The sequence below is a fragment of the Streptomyces sp. NBRC 110028 genome (assembly GCF_001417735.1).
Taxonomy (GTDB): Bacteria; Actinomycetota; Actinomycetes; order Streptomycetales; family Streptomycetaceae; genus Streptomyces.
The window spans coordinates 165,682-192,629 of the sequence record NZ_BBUZ01000030.1 but is presented as its reverse complement, the minus strand read 5'-3'; the positions used below and the strand labels follow the sequence as shown (position 1 = coordinate 192,629).

At 72.1% G+C, this 26,948-nt stretch carries 25 protein-coding genes and 1 pseudogene; 18 read left to right on the top strand and 8 right to left on the bottom strand.

From position 1 onward, the window contains the following. Positions 1 to 30: 30 nt before the first annotated feature. From ASC60_RS22705 to ASC60_RS22670, 8 genes are all read left to right on the top strand, one after another. Complete coding sequence (locus ASC60_RS22705) at positions 31 to 276, top strand: hypothetical protein (RefSeq protein ID WP_055553828.1); 246 nt, start codon at positions 31 to 33, stop codon at positions 274 to 276. 147 nt (positions 277 to 423) lie between these two features. Beyond that, the gene (locus tag ASC60_RS22700; RefSeq protein ID WP_055553825.1) at positions 424 to 1,218 is read left to right on the top strand and encodes an ABC transporter substrate-binding protein; all 795 of its coding nucleotides are present in this window, start codon (positions 424 to 426) and stop codon (positions 1,216 to 1,218) included. A gap of 9 nt (positions 1,219 to 1,227) precedes the next feature. Then, a complete protein-coding gene (locus ASC60_RS22695) occupies positions 1,228 to 2,007 on the top strand; it encodes an amino acid ABC transporter permease (RefSeq protein WP_199831029.1) in 780 nt (259 codons plus the stop codon). A 6-nt stretch (positions 2,008 to 2,013) separates the two neighbouring features. After that, positions 2,014 to 2,796, top strand: coding sequence for an amino acid ABC transporter ATP-binding protein (locus tag ASC60_RS22690; protein ID WP_055553822.1), 783 nt, complete (start codon positions 2,014 to 2,016; stop codon positions 2,794 to 2,796). A gap of 153 nt (positions 2,797 to 2,949) precedes the next feature. Continuing rightward, entirely contained in the window at positions 2,950 to 3,804 is an 855-nt protein-coding gene (locus ASC60_RS22685) for a hypothetical protein (RefSeq protein WP_055553820.1), read from the top strand. 141 nt (positions 3,805 to 3,945) lie between these two features. Further along, entirely contained in the window at positions 3,946 to 4,989 is a 1,044-nt protein-coding gene (locus tag ASC60_RS22680) for a LacI family DNA-binding transcriptional regulator (RefSeq protein ID WP_055553818.1), read from the top strand. Positions 4,990 to 5,101: 112 nt separating this feature from the next. Then, positions 5,102 to 6,070 (top strand): alpha/beta fold hydrolase, encoded by a 969-nt coding sequence (locus ASC60_RS22675; RefSeq protein WP_055553816.1) that lies wholly within the window; start codon positions 5,102 to 5,104, stop codon positions 6,068 to 6,070. A 97-nt stretch (positions 6,071 to 6,167) separates the two neighbouring features. Beyond that, positions 6,168 to 7,307, top strand: a complete 1,140-nt coding sequence (locus ASC60_RS22670; protein ID WP_055553815.1) for a CaiB/BaiF CoA-transferase family protein — start codon at positions 6,168 to 6,170, stop codon at positions 7,305 to 7,307. Positions 7,308 to 7,336: 29 nt separating this feature from the next. Here the strand turns inward: ASC60_RS22670 and ASC60_RS22665 are convergent, their stop codons facing one another. Further along, positions 7,337 to 9,157, bottom strand: a complete 1,821-nt coding sequence (locus ASC60_RS22665) for an ABC transporter ATP-binding protein (RefSeq protein WP_055553813.1) — start codon at positions 9,155 to 9,157, stop codon at positions 7,337 to 7,339. 92 nt (positions 9,158 to 9,249) lie between these two features. Here ASC60_RS22665 and ASC60_RS22660 point away from each other — a divergent pair, with 92 nt between their 5' ends. Continuing rightward, positions 9,250 to 9,687: a MarR family winged helix-turn-helix transcriptional regulator gene (locus ASC60_RS22660; protein ID WP_055553811.1), complete on the top strand. Its 438-nt coding sequence runs from the start codon at positions 9,250 to 9,252 to the stop codon at positions 9,685 to 9,687. Positions 9,688 to 9,721: 34 nt separating this feature from the next. On the opposite strand, the gene ASC60_RS22655 is transcribed toward ASC60_RS22660, so the two are convergent. Then, the gene (locus tag ASC60_RS22655; RefSeq protein WP_370592956.1) at positions 9,722 to 10,468 is read right to left on the bottom strand and encodes a L,D-transpeptidase family protein; all 747 of its coding nucleotides are present in this window, start codon (positions 10,466 to 10,468) and stop codon (positions 9,722 to 9,724) included. 146 nt (positions 10,469 to 10,614) lie between these two features. Here ASC60_RS22655 and ASC60_RS22650 point away from each other — a divergent pair, with 146 nt between their 5' ends. Both ASC60_RS22650 and ASC60_RS22645 read left to right on the top strand, forming a co-directional pair. After that, positions 10,615 to 12,522 carry an ABC transporter ATP-binding protein gene (locus ASC60_RS22650; RefSeq protein ID WP_055553809.1) on the top strand — a complete coding sequence of 636 codons (1,908 nt, stop codon included), beginning with the start codon at positions 10,615 to 10,617 and terminating at the stop codon, positions 12,520 to 12,522. After that, the gene (locus ASC60_RS22645; protein WP_055553808.1) at positions 12,519 to 14,300 is read left to right on the top strand and encodes an ABC transporter ATP-binding protein; all 1,782 of its coding nucleotides are present in this window, start codon (positions 12,519 to 12,521) and stop codon (positions 14,298 to 14,300) included. Before ASC60_RS22650 ends, ASC60_RS22645 begins: the two co-directional genes overlap by 4 nt. Before the next feature lie 86 nt (positions 14,301 to 14,386). Here ASC60_RS22645 and ASC60_RS22640 read toward each other — a convergent pair whose 3' ends face one another. Beyond that, entirely contained in the window at positions 14,387 to 15,178 is a 792-nt protein-coding gene (locus ASC60_RS22640; RefSeq protein WP_055553807.1) for a metal-dependent hydrolase, read from the bottom strand. A 136-nt stretch (positions 15,179 to 15,314) separates the two neighbouring features. Here ASC60_RS22640 and ASC60_RS22635 point away from each other — a divergent pair, with 136 nt between their 5' ends. Together ASC60_RS22635 and ASC60_RS22630 are read left to right on the top strand one after the other, a co-directional pair. Next, positions 15,315 to 17,828: an RNA helicase gene (locus ASC60_RS22635; RefSeq protein WP_055553806.1), complete on the top strand. Its 2,514-nt coding sequence runs from the start codon at positions 15,315 to 15,317 to the stop codon at positions 17,826 to 17,828. A gap of 52 nt (positions 17,829 to 17,880) precedes the next feature. Beyond that, entirely contained in the window at positions 17,881 to 18,771 is an 891-nt protein-coding gene (locus ASC60_RS22630; RefSeq protein ID WP_055553805.1) for an acyl-CoA thioesterase II, read from the top strand. 28 nt (positions 18,772 to 18,799) lie between these two features. Here the strand turns inward: ASC60_RS22630 and ASC60_RS22625 are convergent, their stop codons facing one another. Both ASC60_RS22625 and ASC60_RS22620 read right to left on the bottom strand, forming a co-directional pair. Further along, positions 18,800 to 19,765 (bottom strand): DUF6397 family protein, encoded by a 966-nt coding sequence (locus ASC60_RS22625; RefSeq protein ID WP_063787189.1) that lies wholly within the window; start codon positions 19,763 to 19,765, stop codon positions 18,800 to 18,802. A gap of 139 nt (positions 19,766 to 19,904) precedes the next feature. Beyond that, positions 19,905 to 20,309 carry a roadblock/LC7 domain-containing protein gene (locus tag ASC60_RS22620; RefSeq protein ID WP_055553804.1) on the bottom strand — a complete coding sequence of 135 codons (405 nt, stop codon included), beginning with the start codon at positions 20,307 to 20,309 and terminating at the stop codon, positions 19,905 to 19,907. A gap of 119 nt (positions 20,310 to 20,428) precedes the next feature. Between ASC60_RS22620 and ASC60_RS22615 the strand changes: the two genes are divergently transcribed. Further along, entirely contained in the window at positions 20,429 to 20,857 is a 429-nt protein-coding gene (locus tag ASC60_RS22615) for a PPOX class F420-dependent oxidoreductase (RefSeq protein WP_055553803.1), read from the top strand. Positions 20,858 to 21,082: 225 nt separating this feature from the next. On the opposite strand, the gene ASC60_RS22610 is transcribed toward ASC60_RS22615, so the two are convergent. Next, positions 21,083 to 22,273, bottom strand: a complete 1,191-nt coding sequence (locus ASC60_RS22610; RefSeq protein WP_055553802.1) for an alcohol dehydrogenase catalytic domain-containing protein — start codon at positions 22,271 to 22,273, stop codon at positions 21,083 to 21,085. Positions 22,274 to 22,369: 96 nt separating this feature from the next. Then, positions 22,370 to 22,819 (bottom strand): roadblock/LC7 domain-containing protein, encoded by a 450-nt coding sequence (locus tag ASC60_RS22605; RefSeq protein ID WP_079038546.1) that lies wholly within the window; start codon positions 22,817 to 22,819, stop codon positions 22,370 to 22,372. Between the two features lie 226 nt (positions 22,820 to 23,045). Here ASC60_RS22605 and ASC60_RS22600 point away from each other — a divergent pair, with 226 nt between their 5' ends. From ASC60_RS22600 to ASC60_RS22590, 3 genes are all read left to right on the top strand, one after another. Next, the gene (locus tag ASC60_RS22600) at positions 23,046 to 23,672 is read left to right on the top strand and encodes a class I SAM-dependent methyltransferase (RefSeq protein WP_055553800.1); all 627 of its coding nucleotides are present in this window, start codon (positions 23,046 to 23,048) and stop codon (positions 23,670 to 23,672) included. A 91-nt stretch (positions 23,673 to 23,763) separates the two neighbouring features. Then, the gene (locus ASC60_RS22595; RefSeq protein WP_055553799.1) at positions 23,764 to 24,300 is read left to right on the top strand and encodes a PadR family transcriptional regulator; all 537 of its coding nucleotides are present in this window, start codon (positions 23,764 to 23,766) and stop codon (positions 24,298 to 24,300) included. Positions 24,301 to 24,385: 85 nt separating this feature from the next. Beyond that, positions 24,386 to 25,174, top strand: coding sequence for a hypothetical protein (locus tag ASC60_RS22590; protein WP_055553797.1), 789 nt, complete (start codon positions 24,386 to 24,388; stop codon positions 25,172 to 25,174). A 203-nt stretch (positions 25,175 to 25,377) separates the two neighbouring features. Here the strand turns inward: ASC60_RS22590 and ASC60_RS22585 are convergent, their stop codons facing one another. Further along, entirely contained in the window at positions 25,378 to 25,560 is a 183-nt protein-coding gene (locus ASC60_RS22585) for a hypothetical protein (RefSeq protein WP_055553795.1), read from the bottom strand. A gap of 143 nt (positions 25,561 to 25,703) precedes the next feature. Here ASC60_RS22585 and ASC60_RS22580 point away from each other — a divergent pair. Then, positions 25,704 to 26,756: pseudogene (locus tag ASC60_RS22580) on the top strand (SNF2 helicase-associated domain-containing protein); the annotation flags it as partial. Between the last annotated feature and the right edge of the window lie 192 nt (positions 26,757 to 26,948).

Here is a 26,948-nt window from a genome sequence, read left to right as displayed (position 1 = left end):
AGCGGCACACCGGCGGACGGGAGGTGCCCCTTGAGCACCGGCTCCACAGACCGGGGGGACGAGGCGGACGACCGGGACCGGAACCGGGACGACTGGGACGACGTCGTTCTCGACGAGGACTTCGTCCGGGGCGCCGAGGTGACCGAGCCCGCCGCGCGCACGCGCGTGCTGACCGCGCGCTGGCGGCGGCGCGGGGCGCCCGAGCCCCAGCCCTGGCGGGCGGACGAGCCGCCGGCCGGCTGGTTCTTCAGCAGGCGCCGCAGGCGCCGCCGGTAGCTTCCCGGCCGGGGCGGGCTCCCCAGCCGTTACGCGCTCGCAACGCACGTGGCGGGGTCACGGCGGCACGGAGAGTGGCAGGATGCGGGCCGACGTCCTGATCACGTGTCCCGTGGGGTCGTTCGCCGACCATGTCCCGGAGGTGCCGTGTCCGCTCGCTCCGCGCCGCCCGTCATAGCCATTGCCGCCGCTGCCGCCCTGCTCATCGGCTGTACCAGCACAAAACCGTCGGACTCCGGCGGCCCGGGCATCAGCCTGGTGACGTCCGGCAAGCTGACCACCTGCACTCATCTTCCCTATCCGCCCTTCCAGTCCCGGCAGGGCAAGAAGATCGTCGGCTTCGACGTGGATCTGGTCGATCTCGTCGCCTCGGAGCTGAAGGTGAAGCAGGAGATCGTGGACACGCCCTTCGAGGGCATCCAGTCCGGTGAGGACCTCAACACCCGCACCTGCGATGTCGCCGCGGCCGGGATGACGATCAACGCCGTCCGCGAGAAGAACCTGGACTTCTCCCGCCCCTACTTCGACGCCACCCAGGCGCTGCTCACCCGGAAGGGCAAGCCCTACCGGAACCTCGGCGACCTCAAGGGCAAGCGGCTGGCGGTCCAGCAGGGCACCACCGGGGAGGCCTACGCCCAGAAGCGGGCCGTGGGCGCCACCCTGGTCCAGTTCGAGGACCTCGGACTGCTGGTCTCCGCGGTCAAGACCGGACAGGTCGCGGCGGGCATCAACGACAACGGGGTGCTGTACGACTTCGTCAAGGACAACCCGGACACCGAGGTGACGGCCGAGTTCAGCACCGGGGAGAAGTACGGCATCGCCGTACGCACCGGCAACGACGCGCTGCGCAAGAAGATCAACCAGGTGCTCGAGGCCGCGAGGGGGGACGGCCGCTACAACGCGATCTACCGGAAGTGGTTCGGCACCGCGCCCAGGAAGTGAGCTGTGACCATGACCCGTCGGCAGCGGACGCGGGCGATACGGGCGGTGCAGTACGCGGTGCTCGCCGCCGTAACTCTCACCGTCGTCCTGGCCGCGGACTGGGGTGAACTGCGCCGCGCGTTCTTCGACGCGGGCGTCGCCCGGTCCCTGTTCCCCGACATCATCACCACCGCCCTGGTCAACACCGTCGTCTACACCCTGCTCGGCTTCGGGTTCGGGCTCGTGGCCGGGCTGGTGCTCGCGCTGATGCGGCTGTCGCGGGTGCCGCCGTACCGGTGGCTGGCGGTGGCGTACATCGAGTTCTTCCGCGGCGTCCCGGCGCTGCTGGTGTTCATCGCGCTCGGCTTCGGGGTGCCGCTCGCCTTCCAAGTGGCGCTGGACCGCTATGTCACCGTCATGCTGGCGCTCGGCCTGGTCGGGGCCGCCTACATGGCGGAGACGATCCGCGCGGGCATCCGGGCCGTTCCCAAGGGGCAGATGGAGGCGGCGCGTTCGCTCGGCATGTCCCACGGCCGGGCCATGGTCTCCATCATCATTCCGCAGGCGTTCCGGATCGTGCTGCCGCCGCTGACCAACGAACTGATCCTGCTGACCAAGGACTCGTCCCTGGTCTATCTGCTCGGGCTCTCCCTGGATCAGTACGAACTGTCCAAGTTCGGCCGGGACGCGCTCAATCAGCACCGCAGTCTCACCCCGATCCTGGTCGCCGGGCTGTGCTACCTGCTCATCACCGTTCCACTGGGCCAGCTGGTCCGGTGGCTGGAGGCCCGTACCGCGAAGGCGAGGTGAGGACCCGTGATCCGGATCCGGGAGCTGCGCAAGTCCTTCGGCGCGCTGGAGGTGCTGAAGGGCATCGACCTCGCCGTGGAGTGGGGCGAGGTGGTCTGTGTCATCGGGCCGTCCGGCTCCGGCAAGTCGACCCTGCTGCGCTGTGTGAACCTGCTGGAGGAGCCGACGGCGGGCTCGGTGACCGTGGGCGGGGCCGAGGTCACCGACCCGGACGTGGACATCGACCGGGTGCGGCGGCGGATCGGCATGGTGTTCCAGGCGTTCAACCTCTTCCCCCATCTGACCGCGCTGGAGAACCTGACCATCGCGCAGCGGCGGGTACTGCGCCGCGACAAGGCCGAGGCGGTGCGGATCGGCCGGGACACGCTGCGCCGGGTGGGCCTGACCGGCAAGGAGGCCGCCTATCCGGCGCAACTGTCGGGCGGGCAGCAGCAGCGGGTGGCGATCGCGCGGGCGCTGGCGATGGATCCGGAGCTGATGCTGTTCGACGAGCCGACCTCGGCCCTCGACCCCGAACTGGTGGGGGATGTGCTCGCCGTGATGCGGGCGCTGGCCGACGAGGGGATGACGATGCTGGTCGTCACCCATGAGATGAGCTTCGCGCGGGAGGTCGCCGACCGGGTGGTGTTCATGGACGACGGAGTGATCGTGGAGGAGGGCGGCCCGGAGCAGGTGGTGGCCGCACCACGGCATCCGCGGACCCGGGCGTTCCTCACCCGGGTGCTGGACCCGGCCGCGGCCCGGGTGGTCCCGGACGACGGCTCGCGGGACGCCCGCAGCGGCCGCTGAGCGCACGGCGGTTTGTCAGTCGGCGCGCATTCGGCAGGGTGCGGCAACCTTCCGGACCGCGGGGCCCACTGGAGGGTGCGGGCGGCGTCCCCGTACGGCCACTCCCCGGGGGCGCGCCGCCCGCTCCCGTTCCCCACACGGAAGAGAGCCGCCATGCCCGTACGAAGATTCCGCGGATTACGCGCGCTCCTGACCGCCGCGGCGGCCGGGGCGCTGTCCCTCATCGGATTCACCGCACCCGCCGACGCCGCCGGGACGGGCGCGTCGGACACCTGGAATCCGCCGAGCAATCTCGTCCAGCCGCTGAACGAGGTCTGGAGGCACGTCGAGTCCACCTATCCCGACCTGTACGGCTTCAAGAACTACGGCTGGGATCAGGTGATGGCCAACAAGGGCAGCCTGAACTACTGCGTCCGCTGGGAATCCGACCAGCCGGTCACGGCGCAGATGCGCGACCAGATCCAGGCGGCGCTGGGGCGACAGTCGAAGAAGTGGATCGACTCGGTCGCGGGATTCGAGAACTTCCCGTACAAGGAGGTTCCGGTCAAGGTCGTCGGCTGGGCGGTCAAGAACCGCTCCACGCTGCAGTGGAGTGACAACTCGGTCGACATCTACACCGGTCTGGACGGCGCCGGCGCCCCGCAGTGCTCCCCGGACTGCGGCCGCTTCTTCCACCAGGACGGCAACTACTCCAAGTGCCCCGGTGGCGCGGCGCGCCACTACGACCAGTCGCTGTGGCTGACCAAGGGCTTCGGCGGCGGCGCGGGCGGTGACTGGGGGCAGCGCATCGGCAGTGAGTACATGCTGGGCGCGCTGAACCAGGACAACATCCACATCCTGCTGCACGAGATCGGGCACACCTACGGTCTGGACGACTTCTACGACTGGACCCCGACCGGGGTGGGCGGTTTCCTCATGCAGGCGGGAACCGCCGACCACATCACCGAATTCGACAAGTGGATGTACCGGGACTTCTGGCGCCACCTGAAGAACCGCTACGGCTTGTGACCGTGACCGGCTGACGCGTCGGCGCGGTGCCGCCGCCTCAATTCCCGGGTCTTCCCGTCCGAGTTGAGGCGGCCTTACTGTAGTAACCGGTTTCTGCCCGGTCGGTATCGCGCTTGGGCGGGTTCGGGAAGGGGTATCTCGATGGCGCGTTCCCCGGGGTCGACGGGTCCGACGCTGGCGGTCGTCGCCCGCGAGGCAGGGGTTTCGGTGCCGACCGCTTCGAAGGTGGTCAACGGCCGCGAGGATGTGGCGCCCGACACGCGTCGCCGGGTCAGCGAGGTCCTGGACCGTCTGGGGTACGTCCGCAAACCGCGCCTGGAGGCGCCCCGGCCGCCCGCCCTGGTCGATCTGGTGGTGCGTTCGCTGGACGGCGCGTGGTCGGGGGCGGTGCTGCACGGGGTGGAGGCCGCTGCGCACGACGCGGGGCTGGAGGTGGTGGTGTCGGCGGGGCTGCCGCGCACCCGCGACGGGCGGCCCGAGCGGGGCTGGCTGGACAAGCTGTGCGACCGGGGCAGCTCCGGGGTGCTGTTCCATCTCGCGGAGCTGACGCCCGCCCAGTACGCCTGGCTCGATGAGCACCGGATTCCGTTCGTGCTGATCGACCCCGGGCCGGTGCCGCCGCCGGGCGTGCCGTCCGTGGGCGCCGCCGACTGGCAGGGCGGGGTGAGCGCGACCGAGCATCTGCTCGCGCTGGGGCACCGGCGGATCGCGGTGATCGGCGGGTACCGGCGGAAGGTGTGCAGCGGTGCGCGGGTGGCCGGGTTCCGCTCGGCGATGGCCGCGGCCGGGCTGCGGGTGCCGCTCGCGTACGTGCGCTACGGCGACTTCCGGGAGGCCGGCGCGTACCAGCGGATGACGGAGCTGCTGGAACTGCCCGAGCCGCCGACGGCGGTGTTCGTGTGCTCCGACCCGATGGCGCTCGGCGCCTACCGGGCGCTGCGGGAGCGGGGGTTGCGGGTGCCGGAGGACGTCAGCGTGGTGGGCTTCGACGATCTGCCGCAGGCCCGCTGGACGACACCGGCGCTCACCACGGTCCGTCAGCCGCTGTCGGAGATGGCGGCGACGGCGCTGCGCATCCTGCTGCGGCTGAGGGCGGGTGAGGTCCCGGAGGGGATGCGGACCGAGCTGTCCACCCGGCTGATCGTCCGTTCCAGTACCGCTCCCCCGGCGCGTCATTCCTCTTGACCGAGAAGTCGAACGCTGATCGGATGTCCGAACGACCTTGACGTCCGAGCCTGCTCCTACCACGTTTTGTCCCCGGCCATCGCCGTACCGATTCTCCGGAGGTCTTCGCCCCGTGTTCGTCGATATGCCCCTGGACCAGCTGCGCACGTACCGGCCCCCGCTGCCCGAGCCGGATGGCTTCGACGCGTTCTGGGAGCGCACCCTCGCCGAGTCCCGCGCCACGGAGCTGGACGCGGTCTTCACCGGGACCGACGCGGGCCTGGCCCGGCTGCACACCTACGACGTCGAGTTCTCCGGTTTCGGCGGGCACCGGATACGCGGCTGGCTGCTGGCCCCGCGCGAGGCCGCGGGCCCGCTGCCGTGCGTGGTGCAGTACATCGGCTACAACGGCGGCCGGGGTCTGCCGCACAACTGGCTGCTGTGGCCGTCGGTGGGCTACGCGGTCTTCGTCATGGACACCCGGGGCCAGGGCTGGGCCCAGCACTCCCCCGGCGCCACCCCCGATCCGGCCGGCGGCACCGGCCCCGAGGCGCCGGGGAAGATGACCCAGGGCATCCTCTCCCCGGACGACTACTACTACCGGCGGCTGTACACCGACGCCGTGCGCGCGGTGGAGGCCGCCCGCACGCATCCGCTGGTCGACCCGGAGCGGATCGTCGTGAGCGGCGGCAGCCAGGGCGGTGGCATGGCCCTGGCGGCGGCCGCACTGGTGCCGGACCTGACGGCGGCGCTGGTGGACGTGCCGTTCATGACGCACATCCGGCGGGCCGTCGAGATCACCGACGCCGATCCGTACGGTGAACTGGCCCGCTTCTGTGCCGGTCAGCGCGATCTCACCGAGCGGGTCTTCGCCACCCTCGACCATTTCGACGGTCTCAACTTCGCGGCCCGGGCCACCGCGCCCGCACTCTTCTCGACCGCCCTGCGCGACGAGATCACGCCGACCTCGTGCGGCTTCGCCGCGTACCACCACTACGCGGGCGAGAAGGAGCTGAAGGTGTGGTCCTTCAACGGCCATGAGGGCGGGGGCACCCACCAGCAGGCCGAGCAGATCGCCTACCTGCGGAAGCTGCTCGGCTGAGCCGGAAGCCGGCCGGCCGAATCCGGCGCGGTGAGCGGTGTTCGGCGGCCGCTCACCGGGGGGAAGACAGGGGCTATCCGGATCGAAGGAGTCGCCCATGCCCGCACAGCCCCTGGACGGCATCACCGTCGTCGCCCTCGAACAGGCCGTCGCCGCCCCGTTCGCCACCCGCCAGCTCGCCGACCTCGGCGCGCGGGTCATCAAGGTGGAGCGGCCGGGGCGGGGCGACTTCGCCCGGGAGTACGACCGTGAGGTCAAGGGCATGTCGGCGTACTTCGTCTGGATCAACCGCGGCAAGGAGAGCGTCGTCCTCGATGTGAAGGACGACGCCGACCGGGCCCTGCTCGACACCCTCCTGGCCCGCGCCGACGTGTTCGTGCACAACCTCGCGCCCGGGGCGGTGGAGCGGCTCGGGCTCTCGGCGGACACGCTGCGGGCCGGGCATCCGCGCCTGATCAACTGCGCGATCACCGGGTACGGCGACCGCGGGCCGTACCGGGACAAGAAGGCGTACGACCTGCTCGTCCAGTGCGAAGCGGGGTTGCTGTCGATCACCGGCAGCCCCGAGGAGCCCGCCCGCCCCGGCATCTCGATCGCCGATATCGCGGGCGGGATGTACGCGTACACCGGCATCCTGACCGCGCTGTACGAGCGGGAGCGCACCGGCGCGGGGACGGACCTGAGCGTCAGCCTCCTCGACGCGCTGGGCGAGTGGATGGGGCATCCGTACTTCGCGCAGGCCTACGGCGGGAGCGGGGTGGTGCGCAGCGGGGCCCGCCATCCGTCGATCTCCCCGTACGGGGCCTACGTCTGCGGCGACGGCGCCCAGGTGTTTCTGAGCGTGCAGAACGACCGCGAGTGGATCGCCCTGTGCGAACGCGTCGTGGGCCACCCGGAGCTGGTCCGCGACGCGCGCTTCGCCGACAATCCGCTGCGCCGCACGCACGACGAGGAGCTGACGGCCGAGCTGGAGCGGTCCTTCGCGGGCCATACGGCCGACGGTCTGGTGGGCCTGCTGGACGCGGCGGGCATCGCCAACGCCCGGCTGCGGGATGTCGCGGGGCTGGCCGATCATCCGCAGCTGGCCGCCCGGGAGCGCTGGGGTGAGTTCGGCTCGCCCGTCGGGCCGCTGCGTGGTCTGCTGCCGCCGGTCGAGGTGGCGGGGCGTCAGGCGGCGCTGCGGCCGGTGCCCGCGCTGGGCGAGCACACGGAGGCGGTGCGGGCCGAGTTCTCCTGACGCCCCGGTGCGGCGTTGTGCGCCGGGGGTTATGCGGCGGGGGCGACGGGTGACAGCTGGGCGTCGCGCCGCACCAGGGCGGCGTAGCGGCCGTCCTGGGCGAGGAGTTCCTCATGGGTGCCCTGCTCGGCGATGCGGCCGCCGTCGAGGACGACGATCCGGTCGGCGTCGCGCACGGTGGAGAGCCGGTGGGCGATGGTGATGGTGGTGCGGCCGACCGCGAGGCCGTCGATGGCCTTCTGCACGGCCTGCTCGGTGCGGGTGTCCAGGGCGCTGGTGGCCTCGTCGAGGATGAGGACGGGCGGGTCGCGCAGGATCGTCCGCGCTATGGCCAGCCGCTGCTTCTCACCGCCGGAGAAGCGGTACCCCCGCTCCCCCACCAGGGTGTCGTAGCCGTCGGGGAGGGCAGCGATGTGGTCGTGGATCTGGGCGGCCGCGGCCGCCGCGACGATCTCCGCGTGGGTCGCGTCGGGCTTGGCGAACCGCAGGTTGTCGGCGATCGAGGCGTGGAAGAGATAGGTCTCCTGGGAGACGACGCCGACCGCGCGGGCGAGACTGTCGAAGTCGAGGTCCCGCACGTCGACGCCGTCGATCAGCACCCGGCCGCCGGTCACGTCGTACAACCGGGGCACCAGATAGCTGAGGGTCGTCTTGCCGGAGCCGGTCGAGCCGACGACGGCCAGGCTGCCGCCCGCCGGGACGGTCAGGTCGATAGCGCGCAGGGTGCCTTGCGGCGAGGCCGGGTCCTGGGCGTCGTAGTCGAAGTCGACGCCGTCGAAACGGACTTCGCCGCGCACCGTCTCCAGCCGCACCGGCCGGGCGGGCTCGGTGATGTCGATCGGCAGGTCGAGATATTCGAAGATGCGGGCGAAGAGCGCGAGGGAGGTCTGCATCTCCACCCCGGTGGACAGCAGGCTGACGGTGGGACGGAACAGCCCCTGCTGCAGCGAGACGAAGGCGACCAGGGTGCCGATGGAGACGGCCGGGCCCCCGGCCTGGAGGGCGATTCCGGCGGCCCAGTAGATGACGGCGGGCATGGCGGCCATCACGACGCCGATGGTGGACATCCGCCAGCGGCCGGCCATGCTAGCCCGCACCTCGAGGCCGACCAGGCGCTCGGACTCCCGGGTGAACTCCTGGGTCAGCGAATCGGAGCGGCCCATGGTGCGGCCGAGCAGGATGCCGCTCACCGACAGGGACTCGGTGACCATCGCGGACATGGCCGCCATCTGCTTCTGGCGCTTCGAGGTGATCTTCTTGCGCTCGTTGCCGACCCGGCGGCTGATCCAGACGAACAGCGGCAGCAGGAGCAGCGAGACGACGGTCAGCCGCCAGTCGAGGGCGAGCATGGCGACGACCGTGGCCACGACGCTGGTGAGGTTGGAGACCAGCGAGGTGGCGGTGGAGGTGACGGTGGCCTGCATGCCGCCGATGTCATTGGCGATCCGCGACTGCACCTCGCCGGTGCGGGTGCGGGTGAAGAAGGCGAGCGGCATGCGCTGCAGCCGGTCGTAGACGGCGGCGCGCAGGTCGTGCATGACGCGCTGGCCGACGGTGGTGGAGATGAGGGTCTGCAGGACGCCGAAGACGCTGTTGACGACAGCGGCGGCGATCATGCCGAGGGCGAGCAGGGTCAGCAGACCGGTGCGCCGCCCGGGGATGGCGTCGTCGAGGATCTCGCGGAGCAGGAACGGCGAGGCGACCGAGACCAGCGCGGAGGCACCGACCAGCAGGCCGACCAGGGCGAGCCGGCCACGGTAGGGGCGGAAGAGCCGGAGGATGCGCCGCACTTGCGCGGGCCGCTCCGGTTCGGGGCCGGAGGGGGTCGATGGCGGTGTGTCGTGATGCATGGGCTCCTTCTGATGGCAGGCGCCACGGACTTTCCGAGCATAGCTCACTGTTACCTACACTCACAATGAACGGGGTCCGATAGACTGCGATCATGCCCATCTCCGAGACATCCGGCCTCGCGGAGCAACTGCTGCGCCTGACCCGCCGACTGCAGCGTGCCCAGAAGCACCATATGGAGCCGCTGGGCATCACCCCCGCCCAGGCCCGGCTGCTGCGCACCGTGGCACACCACGACGGGCCGCCGCGGATGGCGGACCTCGCGGAGCGCCTGGAGGTGGTTCCGCGCGCGGTGACCTCGCTGGTGGACGCGCTGGAGGCGCACGGCTCGGTGCGCCGCGCGCCGGATCAGTCCAACCGCCGGGTGGTGCGGATCGAGCTGACCGAGGCCGGCCAGTCGACGCTGCGTGCCCTGCGCGACGCGCGCCGGGCGGCCGCCGAGGACGTCCTGGCCCCGCTGAACGCTCAGGAGCGTGACACCCTGGGCGGCCTGCTCGACACCCTCTCCGGTCCCCCCGGCAGCCGCTGCTGACACGGGGGCCTGGAGCGGTTCGCCGCGCCCGGGATCAGGCGGCCAGATGCGCCTTGTCCCCCATCACCACCACCGGGTGCCGCTTGGGGTCGAGGTTCCGCAGCAGATACTCCATACCGGACTTGGGCAGGCTCACACAGGCCGACGTACCGCTGCCGTGGTCCATGTGCAGCCAGATGCTCCCGCCCTTGCGCTGCCCCTCGGGCCGGGACGGATCGAGGGGCGAGGTGCCCTTGACCCGGTTGTAGTCGATGGCGATGACGTAGTCGAAGTCCGTCCAGTGCGACTTGGGCCAGGAGTGGGGAGCGGCGAAGGCGGCCGTTTCGGTGTACGGCAGGCGGGCGCCGGGGTCCGGGAGCACTCCGCCCGCGTCGCTGAGCGTGTAGACACCGACCGGGGTGCGCTTGTCGCCCTCGTGATGACCCGTCGTCCAGCCGCGCTTGCCGTTGTGCGCGGCCCAACTACGGGTGCGCTTCCAGTCCTTGCCGTCCTTGGTGTACAGCACCACGGTCGCGTCGGCGGAGTTCACTCCCTTGCCGTAGACCGCGACGACCTGCCGTGAATTTCCCGGGATTTTGGCCTGGAGGGCGTTGCCCACCTCCGGGATCCGGGTGGGATCCGACGCCGGGCCCTTACCGCGCATCGCCTGCTTTCCCTGGCCACCGCCCTTGTCGCCTCCGCTGTCCCCGCCTCCGCCGCAGGCGGTGAGCAGGGCAAGGGCAGCGGCGGTCACGACCGCCGTACGCATGGACATCACGCCGGAAATTCGCATGTGCCCCATCGTCCCACTCCGGCGCGGACCCGGCGCGCGCGGGATTGGCGTGTTCCGGACCTCGGTGGGAAAACCAGTTGAAATTCGCAGCCGTGAAGAGCCAACCTTTCACGTCTCTTTGCCTTTCCGGCCGCCGCAACTCACCCAGGAACGCCATGCGCATTCGCGATCTTCCGTATCCCGACCCCGGCTTGCCCGACGTACGGTCAGGTACCCGGTTCCTCGTCTGGCTGGGCCGGAACCAGCTGGGCGGGCAGATCAGGGCCGCCCTGTGGGGGCTGCTGCACATGGCGGCCCTGGTGTCCTTCCCTCTGGCGATCGGCTACGGCGTGCAGGCGGTCGTCGACCGCTCCGGTTCGCGGCTCGCCCTGGCCGGGGCGCTGATGGTGGGGCTCACCGTGCTCACCGCGCTCGGTGACGCCATGCTGCACCGGGCGGCGGTCACCAACTGGATCACGGCGGCGGCCCGGGTCCAGCAGCTGCTGGCCCGTAAGACGGTCGAGCTGGGTGCGGCGCTGACCCGGCGGGTGGCGGCGGGCGAGGTCGTCGCCGTGTCCACCGGCGACGTCGAGAAGATCGGCTGGTTCGTGGAGGCCCTGTCCCGCTTCACCGCGGCCGCCCTCACGACCGTCGGGGTGTGCGTGGCGCTGGTGATCTACCAGCCCGCGCTCGGCGCGGTGGTGGCACTCGGCGTGCCCGCGCTGGCGCTCTCGGTGCTGCCGCTGCTGCCGCGGGCCGCGCGCCGGGCCGATGAGCAGCGGGAGAAGGCGGGCCGGGCGACCGAGCTGGCGTCGGACACCGTGGCCGGGCTGCGCGTGCTGCGCGGTATCGGCGGCGAGGACCTGTTCCTGAGCCGCTACCGGACGGTCTCCCAGGAGGTGCGGGCCGCGGCGGTGCGCAGCGCCCGGATGTGGTCGCTGATCGCGGCGGTGCAGGTCGCGCTGCCGGGGATGCTGCTGATCGGGGTCGTCTGGTACGGGGCCGTGCTGGCCGGGAGCGGGCGGATCACGGTGGGCGAGCTGGTCACCGTCTACAGCGCCGTGACGTTTCTGCTGTTTCCGTTGCGGCACTTCGAGGAGATCGCGATGGCGTACTCCTTCTCCCGCCCCTCGGCGCGGCGAGTGGCGCGGGTGCTGGCGCTGCGGCGCCCGTCGGCCGAGGCCGAGGACGCGCGGGCGGCGGGGCCCGCTGCCGGGTCCGGCGGAAAGCCGCCGACCGGTGATCTGTACGACCCGGCCACCGGGATGCTGGCCCCGAGCGGGCAGCTGACCGCGGTGGTGTGCGGGGATCCGGACGCGGCGGGGCGGATGGCGGACCGGCTCGGCGGCCACCCCACCGAGGACGGTGCGCAATCCGGGGACGGTGCCGGCTCCGGGGGCGGCGCGGAGTCCGGTGACGGTCGCAGCGCTCCCTCGGCGCTGCTGGGCGGGGTCGCGCTGGACGAGGTGCCGCTGGCCACCGCGCGGGCCGCGGTACTCGTCCAGGACAAGGACCCGGTGCTGCTGTCGGGCACGCTCACCGAGCTGCTGGATGTGCCGCGGTCGGGCACGGTCACGGCGCGGGAGGCCCTGGAGGCGGCGCAGTGCGGTGATGTGCTGGAGGCGCTGGAGCAGGCCTCGGTGGCCGACTCCGGCGACGGGGACCCGATGGGCGCCCGGATCACCGAACGCGGCCGCTCGCTGTCGGGCGGCCAGCGCCAGCGGCTGGCGCTGGCCCGCTCTCTGGTGACCGACCCGGAGGTGCTGGTGCTGGACGAACCGACGTCCGCCGTGGACTCGCACACCGAGGCACGTATCGGGGAGGGGCTGAAGCGGCTCCGGACGGACCGGACCACGGTCGTGTTCACCTCCAGCCCGCTGCTGCTCGACCAGGCCGACCGGGTGGTGTTCGTGCACGACGGCGTGGCGGCGGGGGTGGGCAGCCACCGCGAGCTGCTGAGCACCGATCCCGCGTACCGGGCGGTGGTCACCCGGGAGCCGGACGACGGCCGGGAGCGGGACGACGGCCGCGACGGCCTCGCGGGGCTGGAACGAGTCGAGCAACAGATCGAGGAGTCGGCATGATCGGCGTGGCACCACCCGTCCATGACCCGGCCGCGCCGGAGTCGGCGACGACACTGCCGGTCGGCAGGGCCGCCACGGTGCGGGACTATGTGCGCGAGCTGCTGCGGCGGCATCGGAAGGCCTTCATCGGGCTGATGGCGGTGAACGCCACCGCCGTGATCGCCTCGATGGTCGGCCCTCAGCTGCTGGGCGGTGTGGTCGAGGACCTGTCGCAGGGCAAGGACGACCTCCATATCGGGCGCACCGTCGCGCTGTTCGCGGTGGCGCTCGTGGTGCAGACCGTGTTCGTGCGGATGGTGCGGCTGCGCGGTGCGGTGCTGGGCGAGCAGATGCTGGCCGATCTGCGCGAGGACTTCCTCGTACGGTCGGTGGGGCTGCCGCCGGGTGTGCTGGAGCGGGCCGGGACCGGTGATCTGCTGTCCCGGATCACCACCGACATCGACCGGCTGGCGAACGCGATGCGCGAGGCCGTGCCGCAGCTGTCCATCGGCGTGGTCTGGACGGGCCTGCTGCTGGGCGCGCTGACCGTGACGGCTCCGCCGCTGGGGCTCGCGGTGCTGGTGGCGCTGCCGGTGCTGGTGATCGGCTGCCGCTGGTACTTCAGGCGGGCGCCGAGCGCCTATCGCTCGGAAGCGGCCGGGTACGCGGCGGTGGCCGCGTCCCTGACCGAGAGCGTGGACGCCGGCCGGACCATCGAGGCCCACCGGCTGGGCGACCGGCGGATCGCCCAGTCCGAGCTGCGGATCAAGCAGTGGACGGCGTGGGAGCGCTACACGCTCTGGCTGCGCTCGGTGCTCTTCCCCGTGATCAATGTGAGCTACACGCTGATCACCGGCTCGGTGCTGATGATCGGCGGCTTCTGTGTGATGCGGGGCTGGATGTCGGTCGGCGAGCTGACGACGGGGGCACTGCTGTCGCAGATGCTGGTCGAGCCGATCGGGCTGATCCTGCGCTGGTACGACGAGCTGCAGGTCGCGCAGGTGTCGCTGGCCCGGCTGGTGGGGGTGCGGGAGATCGAGCAGGGCCCGGCCGACGCCGGGGCCACGCCCATCGGCCGTGAGGTGCGGGCGGACGATGTGCGGTTCGGCTACCGGGAGGGCAGCGATGTGCTGCACGAGGTGTCCATGACGGTGCCGCCGGGGACGCGGCTGGCGCTGGTGGGCCCGTCCGGCGCGGGCAAGTCCACGCTGGGCCGGCTGCTGGCGGGGATCTACGGCCCGCGGACCGGCCGGGTGACCCTGGGCGACGCGGAGCTGGCGCGGATGCCCGCCGAGCAGGTGCGCACCCATGTCGCCCTGGTCAACCAGGAGCACCATGTGTTCGTGGGCTCGCTGCGCGACAATCTGCTGCTGGCCCGGACCTCCGCAGGGGATGCCGAGCTGTGGGCGGCGCTTGCCGCGGTGGACGCGGACGGCTGGGCGCGGGCGCTGAAGGAGGGCCTGGACACGGAGGTCGGGTCGGGCGGACTGGCGCTGACCCCGGCGCAGGCGCAGCAGATCGCGCTGGCCCGGCTGGTGCTCGCCGATCCGCACACCCTGGTGCTGGACGAGGCCACCTCGCTGCTGGACCCGCGGGCGGCCCGCCATCTGGAACGGTCGCTGGGCCACGTGCTGAAGGGCCGGACGGTGGTCGCCATCGCGCACCGGCTGCACACCGCTCATGACGCGGATGTGATCGCGGTGGTCGAGGCGGGCCGGATCAGCGAGCTGGGCAGCCACGACGAGCTGGTGGCGGCCGACGGCGCCTACGCGGCGCTGTGGCGCTCCTGGCACCAGTGACGCCCGGGGGCGACGGCCGCCCGGCGGTCCCGGTACCGGCATCGCCCGGACCGGAGCCGCCGCGGTGCCGCGGCCAGGCCCGCGGCTCAGATGATGCCGAGGGCGCCCAGCCCGCCGAGTCCGCCGAGCATCATGAAGACGGGCATCAGCACCTTCAGCTCGACCCAGCTCCCGGCCCGGAAGCGCATGGCCTCCGGCGGTCCGATCGGATACCAGCGCTTGCGGCCGATCGGTATGGGCCACAGGATCGGGCAGCCGGAGACGGTGAGGGCGTCGCCGATGTCGTGAACGAGGGCACCGAGGACGATCGGCAGCCCGAGCCACAGGTATTCCTGGCCCGGTGCGGTGAACAGCCAGTCCGCCCCGTTGCCCGGCTTGTTCAGGATCTCGGCGAGTATCCAGGCGCTGGTGGCGCCGAGCAGCCACACCAGGATGTCGCTGGAGACCCGCGCCGCGCGCCACAACAGCCCCTCGACGGCCAGCACCATGTGGACGAAGAGGATGCCGAGCACCGCCCAGCGGCCACCGGCCACGGCGAGCACCGAGGCCCCGGCACCGATGAGGACGGCCCAGACCCAGGTGTGGGTCAGGGTGCGGTGACCGCCCGAGCGGCGGGGGTCGCCCGGTTTCCGGGTCGACTTGTAGACCGCGTACGACAGCTTGTCGATCACTTCGCACAGCACCCGCGACACCGGCCCGAAGGCGCGGGATATGGTCGCCGCCTTGTGGTCGAGGTCCGGGGCGAGCGCCGCTCCGGCGCAGATCAGCGCGCCTACGACGAGCACCGGCCAGGGCATCTCGTGGCCGGCCGCGGCGGCCGCGGCGCCCACCCCCAGCCAGGCAGCCGCTCCGGACAGCGAATGCGCCGGTCCCATCATGGTCGTACCCCGCCCCTGTTCTTGCCCGCTGTGGTGCGGGAGTTGCTTGCATTGGCTCACCACACCCTAGCGACGGACGATCTTCGTCCGCACAGCCGGTTCCCGCCCCGCCGGGGAAACCAGGCAGTATGGGTCCGTGACTCTTATCGATCAGCTGCCGAGCGAAGCCGACCCCGACACTCTCTTCGAGAGGTTCTCGACCTGGGTCGAGGAGCGGGGCATCTCGCTCTATCCCGCCCAGGAGGAAGCGCTGATCGAGGTGGTGTCCGGGGCGAACGTCATCTTGTCGACGCCCACCGGATCGGGAAAGAGCCTGGTGGCCGCGGGCGCCCACTTCGCCGCGCTGGCCCGGGACGAGGTCACCTTCTACACCGCGCCGATCAAGGCCCTGGTCTCGGAGAAGTTCTTCGAGCTGTGCAAGATCTTCGGCACCGAGAACGTCGGGATGCTCACCGGGGACGCGTCGGTGAACGCGGACGCGCCCGTCATCTGCTGTACGGCCGAGGTGCTGGCGTCCATCGCCCTGCGGGACGGCCGAAACGCCGATATCGGCCAGGTGGTGATGGACGAGTTCCACTTCTATGCGGAGCCGGACCGGGGCTGGGCGTGGCAGATCCCGCTGCTGGAACTGCCGCAGGCGCAGTTCGTCCTGATGTCGGCGACGCTCGGTGATGTGACGCGGTTCGAGGAGGATCTGAACCGGCGCACCGGGCGGTCCACCGCGGTCGTGCGGTCGGCGACCCGGCCGGTGCCGCTGAGCTACGAATACCGCACGACGCCGCTCACCGAGACGCTCACCGAGCTGCTGGAGACCCGGCAAGCCCCCGTCTACATCGTGCACTTCACCCAGGCCGCGGCGGTCGAACGGGCGCAGGCGCTGATGAGCATCAACATGTGCACCCGGGCGGAGAAGGACGAGATCGCCTCTCTGATCGGCAATTTCCGCTTCACCACCAAGTTCGGCCGGAACCTCTCCCGCTATGTCCGGCACGGAATCGGGGTGCATCACGCGGGGATGCTGCCGAAGTACCGGCGGCTGGTGGAGAAGCTGGCCCAGGCCGGGCTGCTGAAGGTCATCTGCGGTACGGACACGCTCGGGGTGGGCGTCAACGTACCGATCCGGACCGTGCTGTTCACCGCGCTGACGAAGTACGACGGCCAGCGGGTGCGGACGCTGCGGGCGCGGGAGTTCCACCAGATCGCGGGCCGGGCCGGGCGGGCCGGGTTCGACACCGCCGGGTTCGTGGTGGCGCAGGCGCCCGAGCATGTCGTCGAGAACGAGAAGGCGCTCGCGAAGGCGGGGGACGACCCCAAGAAGCGCCGCAAGGTGGTCCGCAAGAAGGCACCGGAGGGCTTCGTCAGCTGGGGCCAGAACACCTTCGAAAAGCTCATCGCCTCCGACCCCGAGCCGCTCACCTCCCGGTTCCGGGTCACCCATGCGATGCTGCTGTCGGTCATCGCGCGCCCGGGCAACGCCTTCCAGGCGATGCGCCGCCTCCTCGAGGACAACCATGAGCCGCGCAAGAACCAGCTCCGCCACATCCGCAGGGCGATCGCGATCTACCGCTCGCTGCTGGACGGCGGGATCGTGGAGCAGCTGGAGGCCCCCGACGCGGAGGGGCGGCAGGTCCGGCTGACGGTGGACCTGCAGCAGGACTTCGCGCTCAACCAGCCGCTGTCCACCTTCGCGCTCGCCGCGTTCGAGCTGCTGGACCCCGAATCCCCGTCCTACGCCCTGGACATGGTCTCGGTGGTGGAATCGACGCTGGACGACCCGCGGCAGATCCTGGCGGCCCAGCAGAACAAGGCGCGGGGCGAGGCGGTCGCCGCGATGAAGGCGGACGGGATCGAGTACGAGGAGCGCATGGAGCGGCTCCAGGACGTCTCCTACCCCAAGCCGCTGGAAGAGCTGCTCTTCCACGCCTACGGCCTCTACCGCAAGAGCCACCCCTGGGTCGGCGACCACCCGCTGTCGCCCAAGTCGGTGATCCGCGACATGTACGAGCGGGCGATGACCTTCACCGAGTTCACCGCGCTCTACGACCTGGCGCGGACCGAGGGCATCGTGCTGCGCTACCTGGCCGGCGCCTACAAGGCGCTGGACCACACGGTGCCGGACGATCTGAAGTCGGACGACTTCGAGGACATCATCGCCTGGCTCGGCGAGATGGTCCGGCAGGTCGACTCCAGTCTTCTGGACGAGTGGGAACAGCTCGCCAACCCGGAGGAGGAGTCCGCCGAGGAGGCGCAGGAACGTGCCGACCAGGTCCGGCCGGTCACCGCGAACGCCCGCGCCTTCCGCGTGCTGGTGCGCAACGCGATGTTCCGCCGGGTCGAGCTGGCCGCGCTCGACAAGGTGGCGGAGCTGGGCGAGATGGACGCCGAGTCCGGCTGGGACGAGGACGCCTGGGCGGACGCGCTGGACGCCTACTGGGAGGAGTACGACGAGCTGGGCACCGGCCCGCAGGCCCGCGGCCCGAAGCTGCTGCTGATCGAGGAGGAGCCCGAGCACGGCCTGTGGCGGGTGCGGCAGACCTTCGACGACCCGAACGGCGACCACGACTGGGGCATCTCGGCCGAGGTCGACCTGGCCGCCTCGGACGAGGAGGGCCGCGCCGTGGTCCGGGTCACCGACGTGGGCCAGCTGTAGCCGCCCGGCCGCCGACCGGCCCCCGAACCACCTCAGCGAAGGAGCACCGACGATGACCAATCCCGCCGAACGTCTGGTCGATCTGCTCGACCTGGAACGGATCGAGGTGGACATCTTCCGTGGGCTGAGCCCCGACGAGTCGCTGCAGAGGGTGTTCGGCGGGCAGGTGGCGGGGCAGGCGCTGGTGGCCGCCGGGCGCACCACCGAGGCGGACCGCCCGGTGCACTCGCTGCACGCGTACTTCCTGCGCCCGGGGCGGCCGGGTGTGCCCATCGTGTACCAGGTGGAGCGGGTCCGGGACGGACGGTCCTTCACCACCCGCCGGGTCGTCGCCGTCCAGCAGGGTCGGACGATCTTCACTTTGACGGCCTCCTTCCACCGTCCGGAGCCGGGCATCGAACAGCAGCTGCCGATGCCCGGGGTACCTGAGCCGGAGAGTCTGCCGAAGCTCTCCGATGAGATCCGGGAGCACTTGGGGACCCTCCCCGAGTCGCTGGCGCGGATGGAGCGCCGCCAGCCCTTCGACATCCGGTACGTCGAGCGGCTGCGCTGGACCGAGGAGGAGCTGAGGGAAGCGGAACCGCGCAGCGCGGTGTGGATGCGCGCGGTCGGACCGCTCGGGGACGACCCGCTCGTCCACACCTGCGCGCTCACCTACGCGAGCGACATGATGCTGCTGGACGCCGTGCGGATGCCGATCGAGCCGCTGTGGGGCCGGCGCGGCTTCGACATGGCCTCGCTGGATCACGCCATGTGGTTCCACCGGCCTTTCCGCACCGATGAGTGGTTCCTCTACGACCAGGAGTCACCCGTCGCCACCGGCGGCCGGGGACTCGCGCGCGGCCGGATCTACGACCGCGCGGGCCACCTGCTGGTCTCCGTCGTCCAGGAGGGCCTGTTCCGCCCGCTGGCTCCGGCGCCGAAGCCCACGGAGAGCGGCTGAGGCTCAGGACGGCGCGCCGAGCCGTGGTTCAGCGCTTGCCGACCAGCCTGCGCCACAGGCCGCGCGGCCGCCCCGCGGGACGGCCCGGCGGCCGGGTGCGACAAGCGGGAAGCGGTGCCACCGCGGCGTCCGGCCGTGGTGCGGGGCGGACCCGGCGCGCCTCCCGCACGGCATCGGCGAGCGCCACGCGATACCGCAGGATCTCCTGGGGCCCGTCCGCCGTCTGCACCCGGTCGATCACCTTGCGCGCCGAGGCCGCGGCGGGGCGCACCGGGACGAGCGCGGGGCGAAGCTCCCGCACATGGTCCCGATCGTGCGGATCGGTGACAGCCCGCGCCAGTTCGTCGGGGTCCAGCACCGCGGACAGCACTCCGGCGCGCTTCCAGGGGTCCCGCGTCCGGGAGAGCAACTGCTCGATCCGCCGCTTGCGCCACTCCTCGGCCCGGGCGTCCGCTCCGGCGGCCAGCGACGCGCTCAGCCCCGGTGGAGTGCGGCCGGTCAGCAGGCCCGGCTCACGGGCGGCGAACTCCTCCAGCTCTGTCGCCAGATAGAGCCACACCACCCGCCGGTACCGGTTGACGTAGAACCGGGCCGGGGCGAAGAAACCGCCGCGGGCCAGGCGGGTGAGCCGGCCCGGGCTGATACCCAGCAGCTCGGCCCCCTCCGCCGTGCCGACCACCCGCAGCCTGGCGCGCAGCGCCTCCGGGAACCCCTCGGCTCCCGTCAACCGTGCCAGCTCCTCCCGCGCCACCCGCCGCCCCGCAGGGGTGGAGATGGTGCGCACCTCCCCCAGCTGCTCGGCCAGCTCGAATTCGCGCGGCATGAGGCCCAGCATCCGGGCCGCGGTGCGGAACGCGACGCCCGTCGGCTGTCCCGGTCCGGCCGGGCCCGACGGCTTCCGGTGCTTCCGCGCCTCCTGCGTCCCCCGTGCTTCCCGCGCCCCCGGTACTACCCGCGCTCCCGTTGCTTCCTGCTCCGCTCGCACCACTGCCATGCCGAAGTCCTCCCCCGCGATCCGTCAATCACTGACAGTGACGACGATAGCGTCGCGGCACGACGGTCCGTCAGGCCTGTGGACAACCGCCTGTGGACAACCTCCCGGCCCCGTTTCCCCCGGCTCCCGCCTCCCGGCTTCAGCTCGGGGCGCCGCTCTCCTGCCGGGCCTCGACTCCCAGGTGCTCCCCCACCCTGTTCACCAGCAGCGTCATCTCGTAGGCGACCTGCCCGACATCGGCGTCCGGACCGCTGAGGACACACAGGCAACTGCCGTCACCCGCGGCCATCACGAAGAGGACACCCTCCTCGAACTCGACCATGGTCTGCCGCACCCGGCCCGTCCGGAAGTGGTTGCCGGACCCCTTGGCGAGGCTGTGCAGCCCGGAGGCGACCGCCGCCAGGTGCTCGGCGTCCTGGCGTTCGAGCGTCGCGCTCGCCCCCGTCACCAGGCCGTCGTTCGACAGCACCAGCACGTGCCGCACCTGCGCGATCCGCTGGGTCAGGTCGTCCAGTAACCAGTCGAGGCCCTTGCTGAGTGCCATTGGCGTTCCTCCCCGATTCCCCTTCAGCTGCGTGCCAGCCTTTCTCACTGCCGCCGTCTGGGCAACCCGCCCTGCCGACCCCTCCGGCCGTTCCGCGCTGATTGACGCAAGATGGGGACATGGCACAGAACATGTCGAGGGATCAGTGGCAGAAGTTCCTCTCCGAGGGCACCCGTACCGGCAAACTCGCGACCGTACGGGCCGATGGAAGCCCGCATCTCGCGCCCATCTGGTTCCTGCTCGACGGGGACGACCTGGTCTTCAACACCGGGCAGGACACGGTCAAAGGGCGAAACCTGGCCCGCGACCCCCGGGTCAGCCTCTGCGTGGACGACGAGCGGCCCCCGTTCTCCTTCGTCACGGTGCGGGGCCGGGCCGAACTCAGCGACGACCTGGAAGATGTACGGGAGTGGGCCACCCGGATCGCCGCCCGCTATGTGGGCGATGACCTCGCCGAACAGTTCGGGGCCCGCAACGGTGTCCCCGGCGAGCTGCTGGTACGGGTCCACATCGACAAGGTCATCGCCCTCGCCGATATCGCCGACTAGTGCCGCGTCAGCCAAGGTTTGCCCGGTAGCGAGGCGTCCTGGTGCGGTCAGATGCAAGGCGCCGGATCGGCCTCGTAGTGGGCCTACTCGGTCGATTCGGCAACGCCGCAGATGGCCGTGCCAGGGCGGCGAGCGGGGTGAACCTTGGCTGACGCGGCACTAGCCCCGGCGCGGACCGAGTGGGCCGATTCGGCCGAGCGGGCTGATTCGGCCGAAATCAATCGCTCACGGTCGCATCACGACCTTTACCGCACCGTCCTGCTTCTGCTGGAACATCTCATAGGCATGGGGTGCGTCCGCCAGCGGCAGGCGGTGGGTGGCGAAGCCGTCGACGCCGAGCGGGTCCTCGTCCGTCAGCAGCGGCAGGATGTCATCGGCCCAGCGGCGGACGTTCGCCTGCCCCATCCGTAGCTGGATCTGCTTGTCGAACATGATCATCAGCGGCAGCGGGTCGGCCATCCCGCCGTAGATACCGCTGAGGGACACCGTGCCACCGCGCCGCACCAGCGCGATGGCCAGCCGGAGCGCCGCCAGCCGGTCGACACCGGCCCTGGCCGTGAGCTTCGCGCCCCATTCCCGCGGCAGTATCCCGGCGGCCCGCTGTGCGGTCCGCCCGACCGGGCTGCCGTGGGCCTCCGTACCCACCGCGTCGATGACCGAGTCCGGGCCGCGGCCCCCGCCCGCCGAGAGCACGGCCTCGACCAGGTCGTCCTGGCCGTCGAAGTCGTTCAGGTCGAACGTCTCGACGCCGTCGGCGCGGGACCGCCGCAGCCGCTCGGGCACCAGGTCCACGCCGATCACCCGCCCGGCTCCCCGGTGCCTCGCGACCCGGCAGGCCATGGCCCCGATGGGGCCGAGGCCCAGCACGCACACCGCGCCCTCCCTCGGGACGGCCGCGTACTCGACCGCCTGCCAGGCCGTGGGCAGGACGTCGGAGAGATAGACGAAGCGGTCGTCCGGCGGCCCCTCGGGCACCTTGATCGGACCGTAATGGGCCTGCGGCACCCTCAGGTACTCCGCCTGGGCGCCCGGCACCGCCCCGTACAGCTTGCTGTAGCCGAAGATCTCCGCCCCCATGCCGTACTCGATCACCTGCGTGGTCTCGCACTGGGTGGGCAGGCCGGAGCCGCACATCCAGCAGGATCCGCAGGCGATCTGGAACGGGACGACCACCCGGTCGCCGGGCCGGAGGCCGGTCACCTCCGGACCGGTCTCCTCGACGATCCCCATCGGCTCATGGCCGATGATGTCGCCGGGGGTCATGAAGGGCGTGAGCACCTCGTACAGATGAAGGTCGGACCCGCACAGTCCGGTGGTGGTGATCCGTACGATCGCGTCCGTCGGTTCCTTGAGGATGGGGTCGGGCACCGTCTCCACGCGCACATCGCGTTTGCCCTGCCAGGTCACCGCTCGCATCGCCGTGTCCTTTCGCCTGGCCGTCGGCCGTCTCGGCATGGCGTCCCGAGTACCCGGCGGAGAACGGCCGAAGCGGCGGAACCTGGCATTCCGCGGTCAGCCGAGGGCGCGCAGATACGCGCCGACCCGCTCCACGAGCCGGGCCGTCTCACCGGCGGTCGTGACCGCATCGGCGCCCGCGGCGCTCAGCACGACCAGGCAGGCGCCCTCCCCCACCGCCGCGACGAAGAGGGTGCCGCTCTCCATCTCGACCATCGTCCCGCGCACCCGGGCGGGCCGCCCACGGCGCCCCGCGTTCCTGGCCAGGCCGTGGAAACCGGAGGCGACCTCGGCCAGATGTGCCGCGTCCCGGCGGGAGAGCCCGCGGGAGGCGCTGAGGGTGGCCCCATCCTGGGAAAGCAGCACGGCATGGCGGACACCGGCGGCGCGGGCGGCCCCGTCGTCCAGGATCCGGTCGAGCAGGCCCGCGTCGAACAGGCCCGCGTCGAGTGGGCCCCGGCCGAGGCCGGCCGAGGAGCGGACGGCGGCTGCGCGGCGCTTGATCATGACGGTCTCCCTCGGTCGGCGCGCGCCGGGAGCGGGCGGCGCGCTCGGGGTCCCCCATAGGCCAGGAACCGTAGCCAGCAAGGGGGCGCATTGGGGGGCGCATTACGAACCTGTTGGAATTTGGCAGAGACAGATTTCTGAATGATTGCTCGATGCCCGAATCTGTTCCTAGACCGATCTGTTCTCAGCCGATCTGTTCTCAGGACGGCGACCCGAGGAGCCCCTCATGCGCGATGACCGCGTCCATGGAAACCACCGAGACAGCACGGCCGACGTGAGGGACTTCTTCACGCCCCGGGCGGCCGACTGGGACAGCCGCTTCCCCGACGACGGCCCCGCCTATGCCGCCGCCGTCGCCGAACTCGGCCTGCGCGCCGGGGACGCGGTGCTCGACGCGGGCTGCGGCACCGGCCGCGCCCTGCCCGCGCTGCGCGCCGCGGTCGGCTCCCGCGGGACCGTGCTGGGCTTCGACCTCACGCCCGCCATGCTGGCGGCGGCCGTACGCGCCGGGCGGGACCGGGACGGGATGCTCGCCCTCGCCGATGTCGCCGGGCTGCCGCTGCGCGACGGCTGTCTCGACGCGGTCTTCGCCGCCGGGCTGATCTCGCATTTCGCCGACCCCGGAACCGGGCTGCGCGAGCTGGCCCGAGTGGTGCGGCCCCACGGGTCGATCGCGCTGTTCCACCCGGTGGGGCGCGCCGCGCTCGCCGCCCGCCACGGCCGGCCGCCCAGCCCCGATGATCTGCGGGCCGAGCCCAACCTGCGGCCGCTGCTGGCCCGCTGCGGCTGGCGGCTGGAGGCGTACACGGACGAGGACACGCGCTATCTGGCCCTCGCGGTCCGTCAGGGCTGACGAGCGGGCCGCATCCCGGCTGACGATCGCCCCGTATGGTCATGGACACACCACACCGTCGAGGCGCACATCGGTACGCCACAATGCGGGCATGCTCGAACTCGCCATCCTCGGCTTCCTCCACGACGCGCCGCTGCACGGCTACGAGCTGCGCCACCGCATCACCGCGCTGACCGGGCACGTCAAGCCGGTGGCCGAGAGCACCCTCTACCCGGCGATCAAGCGGCTGGAGAACGCGGGCCTGCTGGCCCGGGAGACCCGGCCGGGCACGGGCGCCGCTCCCCGGCACGTCCTGACCCTGACGGCCGAGGGCCGCGCCGAGCTGCGCCACCGTCTCGCGGATCCGGCCGAGGGCGACATCACGGACGAGAACCGCTGGTTCACCCTGCTGTCGTTCCTGCGGCACCTGGACGACCCGGCGCGGCAGTCGGCCGTGCTCGAACGCCGGCTGGCCCATCTGCGCCGCCCCTCCCGCCTCTTCTACGAGGGTGACCGGCCGCTGCGGGCCGAGGAGGTGGAGGATCCCTTCCGGCGGGGCGTCCTCACCATCGCGCGCGCCGCCGGACAGGCGGAACTGTCATGGCTGCGGCGCACCCTGGACGCGCTGCGGGCCGGGGACGGGAGCTGACGGCCGGCCACGGTACGAAGTCTCGACGCCGCACCTACCGGCTGGTTAGGGTGCGCCGGACGAAGAACCGCAAGAGGAGGCTGCCGTGTCCGCCACGGAGGAGTCGGGCGAGGACGCGCTGTATGTGCTGACCGCCGTGCTGCTGACGCCCGCACAGTTCCCGAGCGTGCTCGGCGACGACTACCCCGAGGCGTGCGCCGCGCTCGGGCTGGAGCCGTACGAGCCGGGCTACGGCCTGGTGCTGGGGCAGGACGTCCAGGGCGCCCGCTGGACGGTGGTCACCGACGATGTGTCGCTCGTGGCGTGCGCCATCGCGACCTGGGACTGCGGCATGGAGTACGAGCTGGCGCTCGACGACCGGACCGTGGTCGCCTCCCTGCCCGGCTGGCCGCTCGCGGTGGCGGTGGCCGCTCCGGGAGTGCCCGCGCCGCACGACCCCGCGCCCGACGCGCGGCCCGGGGGCAGGCCGCCGCTCGCACCGCCGGACTCCGGGCGGTGGGGCCCGCCGCAGCGGCGGCTCGGCGCGGACGAGATCGCGCTCCAGTGGGCTATCTGGCGCGAACAGGTGGACGGCGAGGTGACGTTCGTGGCCCCGGGCGAGAAGCCGCACGGGGGCGTGCGGCGCGTCCTGGAGGAGGCACGCGGCTATCTGGACAAGCCTCCGCCGCTGGGCCGGATCCGGTCCGCGTTCGCCGGGGGTGACGCGCGGACGCTGCGGGCTGACGGGCCGGGCTGGAGCATGGTGGCGCGGACCGACGACATCGCGTTCGTGCTGCTGGACGAGGCGCCGGGCGAGGTGCTGCCGGTCGGCCGCGGTCCGCAGCTGCCGGGGCTGCTGACGGCGCTGGACGAGCTGGCCGTACGACCGCACTGAGCGGGACCGGCGCGGGGCAGCGGCCGGCCGCTGCGGGCGGACGTCCGTGACCGGCCGGGGGCCGGGAGCCGGGACGATCCGCGATCGGTGTTGCGCGGTCACTCCCGGGCGCGCGTCGCCCCCGCTCCCGGACCCGGCCGGCGGCTCTATGGCCGCGCCCGGGCGCCGGGACCCAGGGCCCCAGGCGCCCAGGGACCCGGGGGTCAGCGCCCCAGTTGCTTGCGGGAGACCCCGCGCAGCCTGCGCCGCTGCGAGGGGTCCAGCAGCAGATAGGCGGCCACCGGCACACCGACCATCACGAGCAGCGCGGCCCAGAAGGGCAGCAGCCACAGCAGGATCACACCGGCCACCACACCCCCGGCGGCGACCTTCGCGCGCGTGGACATCGCACCCGCCTCCTTAACCCGGCCCATAGCCGTATTCACTCCTCACAACGGACACCGGCGGCCGCCGGTTCCACATCCGCCCCGGCGTCCTGTACTCTCGGCCGCCCACCGCAGTAGTCAAATTTGAGGAATGCGTCAGAGCCGTGACCCCACCCTCCGCGACCACCCCCTCCGAGATCGCCGAACTCTGCCGCTCCACCGCCGTTTTCCTGCCCGCCGACCCCTCGCGCGCCGACCCCTCGCGCGCCGGGCGCGTCGCCTTCTGGCGGCCGGACGGGCCGCCGCCCGGCAGGCCGTCCGGCTCCGCAGAGGAACTGACCGTCGTCGTCCCGGACGACTCCGCAGGAGTCCGCACCCGCGCCGTACGAGCGCGGGTACTGTCCCTGCCCGACACGCTGCCCGTCCTCACCCGGGCCCGGGCGCGGGCCGCCGCGCGGCCGGGCGGAGAGCCGCCGGACCGGGCAGGTGCCGACCCCGCGACGGCCTTCTGGGGTGCCGCCGCCGTGCCCGAGGCGGTCGACCTCGCCGACGAGGAGGTCACCGAGTTGCTGGGCCCGGCGACCGGCGCGCTGGACGCCGCAGGGGTGAAGGTGCACTGGCCCAAGGAGCTGGTGCGCGGGCTCACCGCGCGCGCCGTCGTCGGCCCGGACGACTCCCATGAGGCGGACCAAGCGGACGGTCCCGAGAGGGCCCAGGGGCCCCGGATGTCCTCGTTCCTCTCCGCCGACGCGCTGCTCCGCTTCCGCTGGCGGTTCGCCGTCGGCGACCAGGAGCTGACCAGGGAGGAGCTGGACCGGCTCGCCGAGGCCGGTCGCCCGGTGGTGCGGCTGCGCGATCAGTGGGTGGTCCTGGACCCCGAGTCGGCGCGGCGCGCCCGCGACCGTCAGGACCGCGAGCTCGCCCCCGTCGGCGCGCTCGGCGCCGTCCTCACCGGCCGTGCGGAGGCCGACGGCGCCGAGGTCGAGGTGCGGGCCACCGGCTGGCTGGCCGCGCTGCGCGACCGCCTCGCCCGGCCCGGGGAGCCCCGGCCCGGGGAGGACGGCGGCGAGCCGCCCGTCGCCCAGCCCGCGGCCCTCGCCGCCACGCTGCGCGACTACCAGCTCCGGGGCCTGGACTGGCTGGTCCGGATGACCTCGCTCGGCCTCGGCGGCTGTCTCGCGGACGACATGGGGCTCGGCAAGACCATCACCCTGATCTTCCCTGTCAAGTCAGCATGTTGAATCGTTGAGGTCCGGCATCCGGGCCGCACACGACGGCGGGAACATCGCCCAACTCGCCGCGTCGCACAACCGGATCACCGCGGCCGCCGGTTTCCGCATGTGGAATGCAGGCCAGCCCCGTCCCGGCCTGTGACGCGACCACGAACCTTTCCCGTGGATTCACTGCCT

Bases quoted from the DNA above. Each gene is read 5' to 3' on its own strand.
- ASC60_RS22600 (WP_055553800.1), top strand. From the start codon at position 23,046: ATGCGCGATGACCGCGTCCATGGAAACCACCGAGACAGCACGGCCGAC.
- ASC60_RS22670 (WP_055553815.1), top strand. From the start codon at position 6,168: ATGCCCGCACAGCCCCTGGACGGCATCACCGTCGTCGCCCTCGAACAG.
- ASC60_RS22660 (WP_055553811.1), top strand. From the start codon at position 9,250: ATGCCCATCTCCGAGACATCCGGCCTCGCGGAGCAACTGCTGCGCCTG.
- ASC60_RS22650 (WP_055553809.1), top strand. From the start codon at position 10,615: ATGCGCATTCGCGATCTTCCGTATCCCGACCCCGGCTTGCCCGACGTA.
- ASC60_RS22645 (WP_055553808.1), top strand. From the start codon at position 12,519: ATGATCGGCGTGGCACCACCCGTCCATGACCCGGCCGCGCCGGAGTCG.
- ASC60_RS22585 (WP_055553795.1), bottom strand. From the start codon at position 25,560: ATGTCCACGCGCGCGAAGGTCGCCGCCGGGGGTGTGGTGGCCGGTGTG.
- ASC60_RS22640 (WP_055553807.1), bottom strand. From the start codon at position 15,178: ATGATGGGACCGGCGCATTCGCTGTCCGGAGCGGCTGCCTGGCTGGGG.
- ASC60_RS22655 (WP_370592956.1), bottom strand. From the start codon at position 10,468: ATGGGGCACATGCGAATTTCCGGCGTGATGTCCATGCGTACGGCGGTC.
- ASC60_RS22605 (WP_079038546.1), bottom strand. From the start codon at position 22,819: ATGATCAAGCGCCGCGCAGCCGCCGTCCGCTCCTCGGCCGGCCTCGGC.
- ASC60_RS22625 (WP_063787189.1), bottom strand. From the start codon at position 19,765: ATGGCAGTGGTGCGAGCGGAGCAGGAAGCAACGGGAGCGCGGGTAGTA.
- ASC60_RS22695 (WP_199831029.1), top strand. From the start codon at position 1,228: ATGACCCGTCGGCAGCGGACGCGGGCGATACGGGCGGTGCAGTACGCG.
- ASC60_RS22620 (WP_055553804.1), bottom strand. From the start codon at position 20,309: ATGGCACTCAGCAAGGGCCTCGACTGGTTACTGGACGACCTGACCCAG.
- ASC60_RS22665 (WP_055553813.1), bottom strand. From the start codon at position 9,157: ATGCATCACGACACACCGCCATCGACCCCCTCCGGCCCCGAACCGGAG.
- ASC60_RS22615 (WP_055553803.1), top strand. From the start codon at position 20,429: ATGGCACAGAACATGTCGAGGGATCAGTGGCAGAAGTTCCTCTCCGAG.
- ASC60_RS22685 (WP_055553820.1), top strand. From the start codon at position 2,950: ATGCCCGTACGAAGATTCCGCGGATTACGCGCGCTCCTGACCGCCGCG.
- ASC60_RS22595 (WP_055553799.1), top strand. From the start codon at position 23,764: ATGCTCGAACTCGCCATCCTCGGCTTCCTCCACGACGCGCCGCTGCAC.
- ASC60_RS22680 (WP_055553818.1), top strand. From the start codon at position 3,946: ATGGCGCGTTCCCCGGGGTCGACGGGTCCGACGCTGGCGGTCGTCGCC.
- ASC60_RS22610 (WP_055553802.1), bottom strand. From the start codon at position 22,273: ATGCGAGCGGTGACCTGGCAGGGCAAACGCGATGTGCGCGTGGAGACG.
- ASC60_RS22630 (WP_055553805.1), top strand. From the start codon at position 17,881: ATGACCAATCCCGCCGAACGTCTGGTCGATCTGCTCGACCTGGAACGG.